The 11,044-nt window shown below is 64.4% G+C and carries 9 protein-coding genes; all 9 read right to left on the reverse strand.

Annotated elements, in window-relative coordinates; translation table 11 throughout:
- Positions 1-45 precede the first annotated feature (45 nt).
- Entirely contained in the window at positions 46-1,086 is a 1,041-nt protein-coding gene (locus FJ426_RS27665; RefSeq protein ID WP_140559301.1) for a 2-hydroxyacid dehydrogenase, read from the reverse strand.
- Between the two features lie 10 nt (positions 1,087-1,096).
- Complete coding sequence (locus tag FJ426_RS27670) at positions 1,097-2,650, reverse strand: FGGY-family carbohydrate kinase (protein WP_140559300.1); 1,554 nt, start codon at positions 2,648-2,650, stop codon at positions 1,097-1,099.
- Complete coding sequence (locus FJ426_RS27675) at positions 2,650-3,774, reverse strand: ABC transporter ATP-binding protein (protein ID WP_140559299.1); 1,125 nt, start codon at positions 3,772-3,774, stop codon at positions 2,650-2,652. The genes FJ426_RS27670 and FJ426_RS27675 overlap by 1 nt, the downstream gene beginning before the upstream one ends.
- Complete coding sequence (locus FJ426_RS27680) at positions 3,771-4,889, reverse strand: ABC transporter ATP-binding protein (RefSeq protein ID WP_140497761.1); 1,119 nt, start codon at positions 4,887-4,889, stop codon at positions 3,771-3,773. Before FJ426_RS27680 ends, FJ426_RS27675 begins: the two co-directional genes overlap by 4 nt.
- 4 nt (positions 4,890-4,893) lie before the next feature.
- Positions 4,894-5,751 (reverse strand): carbohydrate ABC transporter permease, encoded by an 858-nt coding sequence (locus FJ426_RS27685; RefSeq protein ID WP_140497759.1) that lies wholly within the window; start codon positions 5,749-5,751, stop codon positions 4,894-4,896.
- A gap of 12 nt (positions 5,752-5,763) precedes the next feature.
- Complete coding sequence (locus FJ426_RS27690) at positions 5,764-6,687, reverse strand: sugar ABC transporter permease (RefSeq protein WP_013896837.1); 924 nt, start codon at positions 6,685-6,687, stop codon at positions 5,764-5,766.
- Positions 6,688-6,847: 160 nt separating this feature from the next.
- Entirely contained in the window at positions 6,848-8,293 is a 1,446-nt protein-coding gene (locus FJ426_RS27695; RefSeq protein WP_140559298.1) for an extracellular solute-binding protein, read from the reverse strand.
- Between the two features lie 45 nt (positions 8,294-8,338).
- On the reverse strand, positions 8,339-9,313 hold the full coding sequence (locus tag FJ426_RS27700) for a sugar-binding transcriptional regulator (protein WP_181165158.1): 975 nt from the start codon (positions 9,311-9,313) through the stop codon (positions 8,339-8,341).
- A 359-nt stretch (positions 9,314-9,672) separates the two neighbouring features.
- Positions 9,673-10,710, reverse strand: coding sequence for a cell division protein FtsZ (gene ftsZ / locus FJ426_RS27705; RefSeq protein WP_140497755.1), 1,038 nt, complete (start codon positions 10,708-10,710; stop codon positions 9,673-9,675).
- Between the last annotated feature and the right edge of the window lie 334 nt (positions 10,711-11,044).

The raw sequence follows: 11,044 nt of genomic DNA on the forward strand, positions 1-11,044 counted from the left end.
CTCGTCACGATCTCGCTGCCGGATTTACACACCATGGCTGCCGCCTCAGCACGGATTGACCGGAGGCAGCCCGGCGAGATAGCGGCGCACTTCCTCGGCGGCCTGCTCGGCCGCATAGGTCACGGTGCGCACCGAGGCGCCGGCGATATGCGGCGTCAGCGTCACGTTGGGGAGCTGCAGCAAGGGCCAGTCCGACGGCACCGGCTCGACCGCGAACGTCTCCAGCATGGCGCTGGCGATCTGGCCTGAAACAAGCGCCTCATAGAGTGCGTCATAGTCGACCAGCGGCCCGCGCGCCGTGTTGACGAAGATCACGCCGGGTTTCATCCGCGCGATGGTGTCCTTGCCGATCAGGCCGCGCGTCTCCGGCGTCACCCGCGAATGCAGCGTGACCACGTCGGAGCGGGATAGGAGATCGTCAAGCGCGACCAGTTCGACGCCGGCGTTGCGGTCCTCGGCGCTCAACTGCACATAGGGGTCGCTGACCAGAACGTGGCAGCCGAAAGCGCGCAGCAGCCTGACTACCTTTGTTCCGATATTGCCGTAACCGACGACGCCGACCGTCATCTCGCTAAGCTCGCGGCCGGTGCGGTCGGCGCGGTAGAGATCGCCGCGCCATTCGCCCCTGCGCAGCGCTTCGTGGCCGACCCGGATCAGCCGCGTTTCGGCCAATATCGCGCCGATGGTGAATTCGGCCACGGCGGTCGCGTTGCGGCCGGGCACGTTGACGACGGTGATGCCATGCGCGCGCGCCGCTTCCATGTCGATGTTGATCGGGCCGCCGCGCGACACCGCGACCAGCTTCAGGGCCGGCAGGCGGCGCATCATGCCCTCCGACAATGGTGCAAGCTGGGTGACGAGGATCTCGGCATCGCCAATGAACTCGACGACCTCGTCGGGACGGCCGAAATACTCCTTGACCTTGTCGAGGCCGAGCGCCGGATCGCCGAATTCCATCGGCTCGTCGGGCCAGGCGGTCTGCAATGTCCTGACATCGAGGTCACCGCTCGCGACCTTCTCGATTTTGGCGCGAAACACCTCCGGAAGCATGAAGTTGTCACCAATGATCGCTATTTTCCTGGGCATACTCGACTTCTCAATTTGCCTGCACCGAAGCCATCGCGCGCCAGACCGGCCGCAGCGCCTGGTGCGCCAACATGTAGGACGGGGTCATCCTGTCGTAGATCGCGGCGAGGTCCCGATCACTCGGCTCCGCCTCGCCAAGCAGCGGCGTCACCCATTCCGCGACGCATTCGTCCATCGACTTGTACAGGCCGACGCAGACCGCGGCTATCATCGCCGCGCCGGCCGCCCCGGCCTCCTCGCGCTGGCTGGTGCGGATGTCTGCGCCGACGGCGGCTCCGAGGATCTTGCGCAGCGCCGGGCTTCGGGCGGCGCCTCCGGTCAGCCGGATCTCGCGCGGCAATGGCCCCATGGCGGCGTAGCAATCGCGCGCGGCGAAGGCCAATCCCTCGAAGACGGCGCGCACCAGGTCGGCATAGCCGTGGCGCGAGGATATGCCGACGAAGCCGGCCCTGGCATTGGCATCGACGAACGGCCCCCGCTCGCCGGCCTCGGACACATAGGGCTGGTAGAGCAGCGAGGCGGGCTGCGAGGCGGCGATCCAGGTGTCGACGAGCGCGATCATCTCGCCATTGCTGCGGGTGATGCCTTGCGAAGCGAGGATGCCGGAAGCGAGCCCAAGCACCCAGTCGATGTTGAGGGTCGCCGCCATGTTGGACTGCATCTGCGCGAACACGCCGGGCGCCGGCATGGCCATGGTGTAGCCGGTTGCCGCCTCGTTCAGTTGCACGTCGTCCGGCGTCTCGGCCAGCCGCATATGCATGCCGGTGGAACCGATGATGGTGCAGCCGGGCTTGCGCTCGCGGTCGAGCAGGCCGGCGCCAAGCGCGGTGCAGACGACGTCGACATAGCCGAGCACGACCGGCGTGCCGGCAAGCATGCCGGTGGCGGCGGCCGCCGCCTGCGACAGACCGGCGCTGTGCCTGGTGCCGTCTGTGACCGGCGGTAGCAAATGCCTGAGGTCGGCGACGCCGAGCACGTCGAGCACATCCTCGCTATAGTCGCGGGTGCGGAAATCGCCAAAGGTGAAGGTTCCCTCGGAAGGATCGGTGGCGCGTTCGCCGGTCAGCTTGAAATAGAGCCAATCCTTGCAATGAAACGCCGTCGCCGCCTTGTCGAGCATTTCAGGCATGTTGCGCTTCATGAACACGAACTGCGAGCCCTGCTGGCAGGCGGCGAGGCCGCTGCCGGTCTTTTCGAAGCGCAGCCTGTCTTCCGGCCGCGCGCGGATCTCCTCGACGACGCCGGCGGCGCGCGCGTCGAGCCAGAGCCAGCCCTTTGCCACCGGCTCGCCCTTGCCGTCGATCAACCAGGTGCCGTCGCCCTGCCCAGTCACCGCGATGGCGATCGTCCGGCTGGCGAGATCGGGCACTTTCTCGGCGAGCTGGCGCAAGGTCGCCGCCGCGTCGGCCCATGTGCAAGCCAGATCCTGTTCGGCGCCGCCGCCCGGCAGCGTCTCGTAATGGTTCGGCGTTGCCGCGGCGGCGATCTGCCGGCCTTTCGTGTCGAAGGCGATGGACTTGATGACGGAAGTACCGGCGTCGATACCGATCAAGAGATCACGCATCAGGCGAGCTCCATGCCGTGCGAAATGGCCTCGCCGCTCGCCTGGTCGAAGACATGCAGGTTCTTCGGGTCGATGCTGACATTGATCGGCGCGCCAAGGTCCAGCCGGGTGCGGTCGTGCTCGACCAGGACCAGCGAGCCGCCGGCGAAATCGGCCGCGATATGGGTCTGGTCGCCAAGCCACTGGTTGGCCGAGACCCTGGCGGGAACACCCTCCTTCGAGCGCCGCACCGCATAAGGCCTGATGCCGATGACCACCCGCTCGCGGCTGAGCAGCTGGTCGCGGACCGGAGCGCTGAAGGCGTCCTTGTCGTAGTCCAGCGACAGCCCGTCGGGAAGCCTGAGATTGATGCGGCCGGCGGCCGTCCCGACATAGGCCTCGAAGACGTTCATCGGCGGCTCGCCAACGAAGGTGCCGGTGAACAGGTTCGCCGGACGCTCCTTGATCCTGTCCGGCGTATCGAACTGCTGCAGCACGCCGCCTTCCATCACCGCGATGCGGTCGGCAAGCGCATTGGCCTCGGTCTGGTCGTGCGTGACCAGGATCGCTGTCAAGCCGCGCTCCTTGATGAAATGCTTGATGCGGCCGCGCAGCACGGCACGCAGCTGCGGTTCGAGCTGCCCCATCGGCTCGTCCAGCAGATGCAAATCGGCGTCGCGGATCAGCGCCCGGCCGAGGCTGGCACGCTGCTGCTGGCCGCCGGAGATGGAGCTTGGGTAACGCTCCAATATATCCTCGATCTCGAGCAGCTTGGCGATGCTGGCGACCCTGGCCTCGACCTCGCTTCTGGGCAGCCGGGCCGCCTTGAGCGCGAAGGCCATGTTCTCGCGCACCGTCAGCGGCGGGTAGAGCGAATAGCCCTCGAAGGCCATCGCCACGTTACGCCTGACCGGCGGCAGCGTGTGCACCTGGCGGCCGGCGACCGAGATCGCGCCGCGCGACACCTCCTCGAAGCCGGCGATCATGCGCAGCGTCGAGGTCTTGCCGCAGCCGGACGAACCGAGCAGCGCCACGATCTCGCCCTTGCCGATCTCCATCGTCAGCTTCTTGACGGCGTGGACGCCCCGGTCGATCGGGCCATAGAATTTGTCGACCCCGGAAATGGTGAGTGCGCTCGCGCTCATGCGGCTTCTCCGTTGCGCAAACTGACGACATTCTTCGAGCCGATGCGCTCGCCGCCGGCGCGATCGAACAACAGGGCGCTCTTGCCGTCGACGGCAATGTGGGCCTTGCCTTCGCTGCGGCCCGGTGTTCCGGCCGGCCGCGAAACCAGGATCTCGCGGCCGCGCAACGTGCGCACCAGCGTGACGATCTTTTCGTTGAGCGGGGTTTCGGCCTCGACCGTCACCGGAATGGCGCCGGGTTCATTTTCTCCGACGAAATGCAGTGCTTCCGGCCTGAGCCCGATGATGCAGTCGCGGCCGACCGCGGTCTCGGGAGCCCCGCCGAGATGGACCTGCACATTCGACAGGGCGACATGGATTCCCTTGGCGCCAAGCGCCGGCTTGACGTCGAGCAGGTTGATGGTCGGGTCGCCGAACAGCCGCGCGATCTCGATGTTGGCCGGCTCGCGATAGATCTGTTCGGGCGTGCCGAGCTGGCTGATGACGCCTTGCGACATCACCGCGATGCGGTCGCCGAGCGCCATGGCTTCCTTATAATCCTGGGTGACGTAGACGACGGTGGCGCCGCGGTCGGCTAGCAGGCGCGGCAGTTCGAGACGCATCTCGAAACGCAGCTTGGCATCGACATTGCGCAAGGGATCGTCGAGCAGCAGCAGCGGTGGCGAGCCGACCAGCGCACGGGCAAGCGCGGTGCGCTGCTTCTGGCCATTGGAGAGCGCACGCGGCTTGTGGGAGAGCACATGGGCGATCTTCAACAGCTTGGCGACGCTCTCGACGCCGGCCTTGATCGCGCCCTGCGACGACCGCTTGGCCTCCAGCGGCGTCGCGATGTTGTCGAACGCGCTCATATGCGGAAATAGCGCGAAATTCTGGAACGCCATGCCGACGCCACGAAATTCGGCATCGACGTCGGTCATGTCCTCGCCGCCGATGAGGATCTTGCCCTCGTCGGGGTCGATGACGCCGGCGACGAGGCGCAGCAGCACCGTCTTGCCGGCGCCGGAGGGTCCGAACAGGACCAGCGTCTCACCGTCGGCGACGGTCAGCGAAAGATTGTCGAGCACGGTCTGGCTCTTGTAGCGCTTGACGAGGTTTCTGAGTTCGAGGCTGGCCATGGAACTACCCCTTCACCGCGCCGAGCGACAGGCCTTCGACAAGGTAGCGCTGCGCATAGAGGGCGAGCGCCAGCGTCGGCGTGATCGACAGGACGATGGCCGCCGAGATCTGGCCGTACTGGATGCCCGAGGAGGTGATGAAGGCGAGCGCGCCGACCGTCACCGGTTGCTTGTCGGCCGAGGCCAGCACCAGCGCGAAGACGAAATTGTTCCAGGCGAAGATGAAGGCAAGCAGGCCGGCAGCGGCGATGCCGGGGCCGGCGAGCGGCAGCGCGATCTTGCGGAAGGTGGCAAACCAGGAATGGCCGCCGATGCGATAGGCATATTCGATGTCGGCCGGAATATCCTCGAAATAGCCGCGCACGATCCACAGGATCAGCGGCAGGCAGATCAGCTGATAGACCCAGATCAGCCCGATATAGGTGTTGGCCAGCCCGAGCTTCTGGAAATAGAGCGTAAGCGGCAACAGCACCAGCAGGGCCGGCGCGAACCTGAACGACAGCAGCGTGAAGGCGATGTCCTCCGAGCCGCGGAACTTGTGCCGCGCGAAGGCGTAGGCCGCCGGGACGCCGAGCAGCAGCGAGACCGCGACCGAGGTCACCGACAGGAACACCGAATTCCACAGGTTGCGCATGAAGGCGATGTCGAGCGTCCCGGCGGCGGTCGTCAGCTTGCCGGTGATCAGCGCTGTGTAGTTGGCAAGCGTCGGCTCGAAGACCAGCTGCGGCGGAATGCGCAGGATGGTCTCGTTGGTCTGGAACGACATCATCAGGATCCAGACGATCGGGAACATGAAGAAGATCACGACCAGCGTGAGTGCCGCGCCGCGCAGGGTGCGTTCAAGCAAGGAGGTGTGTTCCATGGCTGCCTCCTCCTATGCCTGGCCACGGGCGCGCTCGCGCAGCCTGAGCCAGTTCTTGATGAAGATGTTGGAGAGGAAATAGGTGATCGCCCACAGGATGATCATCAGCGCCGCCGAGCGGCCGACATTGGTCGACTGGAAGAAGTTGAGATAGGCCTCGACCTGGAAGACGGTCAGCGTGTCGCCCGGTCCTCCTTGCGTCATGGCGTAGATGATGTCGAACTGCTGGATGGAATCGAGCAGGCGGAACAAAGTCGCCGTCAGGATATACGGCGTCAGCATCGGCAGCGTGATGCGGAAGAAGACGAAGCTCCTCGGCACGCCATCGAGGGCCGCGGCCTCGAAGGGCTGCGTCGGCAGGCTGCGCAGGCCGGCAAGCAGCAGGATCATGATGAAAGGCGTGTAGACCCAGATATCGACGAGAACGACGGTGAACAAAGCCGTCGACGGCGACGAGGCCCAGCGGAAATCCTGTAAGCCGATGAGGCTGGCAAGATAGCTCAGCACGCCGAAGCCGGGATTGGTCATCAGCTTCCACATCAGCGCGGCCAGTGCCGGCGCCGTCATCAGTGGCATCAGCAGCATGATCGAGATGAAGTTGTTCAGGGTCGAGCGCTTCTGCAAAAGCAGCGCGATGGCGAGGCCGAGAAGCAGTTCCAGCACCACCGTGGTGCCGGCATAGAGCAGCGAGATCTTGAGCGTGTTCCAGAACTTCGGATCGGTGAAGAAGGAGATATAGTTGTCGCCCCAGTTGAACTGCCGCGCCCAGGGCTGGCTCAGCCGATAGCGCTGGAAGGAATAGACGACCGAGGTCAGGAACGGAATCAGGATGCCGATGCAGACCAGCAGAGCCGGCAGGCTGAGCACGTAGGGCAGCACTCTCTTGCTGATCCTGAAGCCCGAGGGCTTGGGCCTTTGCGATACCACCGCAGTCATCGTGCTGCTCCGTTGTCCCTGTCGCTCCGCCCTGCCGGCCGCCCAAGGGAGCAAGGCGGCCGGTCGGGCGAATTGGCGGCCACCTTACGGCCCCGCGTCGCAATCTTGAAAAGGTCAGGTGAGGACCGGCCTGCCAAGGCTGGCCGGTCCTCTGTTACATCTAGCCGAGGCCGGCTTCCTTGAGCTGGCCGTTGATGCTTTCGGCCAGCTTGTCGAGACCCTCGTCCACCGGCACTTCCTTGGCCACCATCTTTTGCAGCGTCGCCGCCCATTCGGTGGTGAGATCGAAGAACAGCGGCTGCGCCGTGAACTTGATCGAGGCGCCCGGCGCCGAGGCGTCGAACATTTCGACATAACCGGGATAGCTCTTGTTCAGCTTCTCGCGGAACGTCTCATCCTTCCAGACCGACTGGCGGACCGGATTGACGAAATCCATCTTGGTGGCGCCGAACAGAGCATGCTCGGGTCCGGAGGCCCACTGCATGAAGTACCACGTGGCGTCCTTGTCCTTGGAGAAGTTGGACATCGACAGCGACCAGATCCAGATGTTCGGCGTTGGCGCCTTGGCCTCCGGGTTGGCCTTGAAGGCGGCAAAGGCAAGCTTGCCGGCCATCTTGTTGTCGCCGCCATTCATGAAGTAGCCGAGGATGTCGGCGTCGAAGATCATCGCCGAGGCGCCGGCGCCGAGATCGGCGCCAACCTGGTACCAGGTGTAGGTCGACCAGTCCTTCGGACCGCTTTCCTGGATCATCTGCACCCATTGCTTGTGGAAAGCCTTGGACTGGGCGGTGTTCATGGCGGCCGACAATTTGCCGTCGGCCGACACGTTCAGGTCCTTCTGGTCGAAATTGGCGTAGGCCGAAAGGAAACCCGGATGGATCGTCGCCCAGGAGCGCGACCCGCGCACGCCAATGCCGTAGACGCCGCCGCCGACATCCTTGGTGAGCTTGGCGGCCGCGGCCACCATCTCGTCCATATTGCCGGGAACCTTGACGCCTGCCTTGTCGAACATCCCCTTGTTGTAGGTGATGTTGTTTTGTTCGAAGCCCCACGGAATGCACCATTGCTTGGCGTCTTCGGACCCCAGGGCCCCGCCCGGCTTGCCGTTCCAGGCGCAGGAGTTCTTGACGCCGGGCAGGAAGTCATCCCAGGCATAGTTGGGGTTGGTCTTGGCCGGATCCTTGATCCATTCATTGAGGTCGGTGATCCAGCCGGCTGGGCCGTAGGTCCAGGTCATATAGGCGCCGGTCATGAAGGCATCGTATTCGGGCGAGCTCGCCGACAACGCGGCCGTGACCTTGTCGAAATAGACGTCTTCCGGGAACACGTCGTAGACGACATTCATGCCGGTCAACTGCTTGAAGTTTTCGAGGTTGGCGATCATCGCATCCGCATAGGGATGCTTGTTGAGCAGGAGCTTGATGGTCTTGCCCTGGTGCGCCTTCCAGTCGAAGTCGGCGGCCAGCGCCCGGGTCTGCCCAAAATTGAGCAGCGTACCGGCCGTGCCGGCGGCAAGGCCCATCGCACCCAGGCCCTTGATCAGCCCACGACGGTCGACTTGTCCGCGCAGGAAAGCGTCAATGAGGTCTTTCTCTTTCTCATGCATTTGGTCTTCTCCTCCACAGGGTAGTTTTAACTGAACCGACGCCGGCTACCCGACTGGCGTCTCCTCCACGAGCGATCGCGCTGTCCGCTCATCAGTTATCAGGCCCTTGAGATAGCGGCCCTCCAGCACCGCTTTGACGGCTCGAACCTTGACCTTGCCGCCGGCGACCGCGACGATCCGGCGGCTGGCGATGTCCTCGCGCGCCAGCGCCAGCGCCCGATTGGAAAGGGTTGTCGCCACCGCTTTGCCGGCATCGTCGAAGAAATGGCCGAGCAATTCGCCGACGCCGCCATTGCGGCGGATCTCCTCCATCTCGCCCTTCTCGATCATGCCGGTGGCGACGAGCGAGGCTTCGCGTTCGGCCGTGCCGATGCCGGCAAACAAAAGGTCGGCGGATCTTGCGAGATCGAAAACCTCGCTGATGCCCTTCTGTCCCAGCAACACCGCGCGGTCGTCCACCGTGTTGGCGAACATTGGCACCGGCATCACATAGGCTTCGGCGCCGGTGCGCTCGGCGAGGCGGTGAATGACGTCATGCGGGTTGGCCGAGAACTTCCGCGTCAAGCCGCCGAGCAGCGAAACGAAGCGGATCTTGTCTGTCGAGCTGCGCGGCAGGTATTCCACGCAGGCGGCGAGCGTGCGGCCATGGCCGACGCCGATCAGCGCCTGCTCGCCGCGTTCGATCTCACGCTTGAGGAATTGCGCGCCGGCGATGCCGAGCGCCTTGAGCGGCAACTCCTCGGAATCGAAATCGGGAACCACCTCGCAATAATCGAGGCCGTAGCGGCGCGACAGCTCGTCCTCGAGCTCGACGCATTCCGAGACTTCGCCGTCGATATAGACCTTCACCAGCCCTTCCTGATTGGCCTTGGTGATCAGGCGGTGGGCCTTGAGGCTGGTCAGCCCGAGGCGCTTGGCAACCTCGGATTGGGTCAGGCCGCCGGCGTAATGAAGCCAGGCGGCGCGTGCCGCCATGCCGGTTTCATCATCGCGCAAGAGGCCGTTTCCAAATCCAACCACGTTCCGCCCTCTGATATTTTTTTCAGTTTCTGCAAAATTTTTCACATGGACGCATCGGAGTCAAGCGCCAAGCGCCTGCAAACGCTGATTTTCAACGAGAATGGACGAGCGAACACCGGGCGTGGCACCGGTCAGGGTCACAGCGGCAGCGAAAGAAAGCGGTGTCGACTTACGTTTCGCACAGGAACTCGATCACCATCGTCGCCGTCCAGGCGAAGCGGCGGCGCCCAGCATTCGCCGGTGAGCGGATCGCACCATTCGGCAAGCCGCTTTCGGGTGATCAGGTCCAGGCTGAACTTGGTGGTGCGCCGGCGACGTCGAGGTGCCCGGCAGCGGCCAAGGCCGCCGGCGAGCAGCGCCTATTGCAACGTCCGCGCCGCGAATGGCATGGAATGGTCGTGCGCCATGCCGGCATCGGCATCTTCCACGCCGAGCCCGCGGTCGAGGCCGGTGGCCACCACCGAAACCCTGAACCGGCCTTCCATGCTCTTGTCGAAGATGGCGCCGACGATGATGTCGGCGTCTTCATAGACCTCTTCACGGATTCTCGTGGCGGCCTCGTCCACCTCGAACAGGGTCATGTCGCGGCCGCCGGAAATCGAGACCAGCACGCCCTTGGCGCCCTTCATCGACATTTCGTCCAGCAGCGGGTTGGCGATGGCGGCTTCCGCCGCCTTCATCGCCCGGCTATCGCCTGACGCCTCGCCGGTTCCCATCATGGCGCGGCCCATGCCGCGCATCACCGATTTGACGTCGGCGAAGTCGAGGTTGATCAGGCCTTCCTTGACGATGAGATCGGTGATGCAGCTGACGCCGGCATAGAGCACCCGGTCGGCGATGACGAAGGCATCGGCGAAGGTGGTCTTGGCGTCGGCGATCCGGAACAGGTTCTGGTTGGGGATGACGATCACGGTGTCGGCGCTTTCGCGCAGCCGCTCGATGCCTTCTTCGGCCATCTGCATGCGGCGCCTGCCCTCGAAAGTGAACGGCTTGGTGACGACGCCGACCGTCAGGATGCCTGCCTTGCGCGCCGCTTGGGCTATGACCGGCGCGGCACCGGTTCCGGTGCCGCCGCCCATTCCGGCGGTGACGAAGCACATGTGGGTGCCGGCCAGATGGTCCATGATCTCGTCCAGCGATTCCTCGGCCGCGGCGCGGCCGATCTCGGGAAGCGATCCGGCGCCCAGCCCTTCGGTTACATGCGCGCCGAGTTGGATCAGCCGCGTCGCCTTGGACATGGTGAGCGCCTGTGCATCTGTGTTGGCGGCAATGAATTCGGTGCCCTGAAGCTGCTCGGCGATCATGTTGTTGATGGCGTTGCCGCCGCCGCCGCCGACGCCGACAACGGTGATCTTGGGTCTCATCTCGGAGATCTCGGGCTTCTTGAACTCGGCCATGCGTCTTCTCCTTCGCCAGTCGCTCGCGCTTCACGCCCCGCCAGATCGATCACACCGCAAAACGGCAATCGACGCAGAGCGGCGTGACGAATCAGTCCGCTCGGATGGGTGTCCCAAAAAGCCAGAGAGCGGCCAGAGGTGCAAGTGCGGGGAAGGTCAAGATTTGTGATAGGGACGTTTCATATCCCCACGACGGCCGCGCATGCCCGAGAGTGATGCCGGCATCCCGGCTTCACCCTGCGCGCGCCAAGCCCGATGCCGAGCCTGTCGGTAGCTAATCAAGTTGTCCGGTTTGGTAGCACATGATCTGTCCGCTTCTGTTTTGGCGTCGAAG

Origin of the sequence: Mesorhizobium sp. B2-6-4 (assembly GCF_006441495.1) — a bacterium.
In the GTDB taxonomy this organism is placed as follows: domain Bacteria; phylum Pseudomonadota; class Alphaproteobacteria; order Rhizobiales; family Rhizobiaceae; genus Mesorhizobium.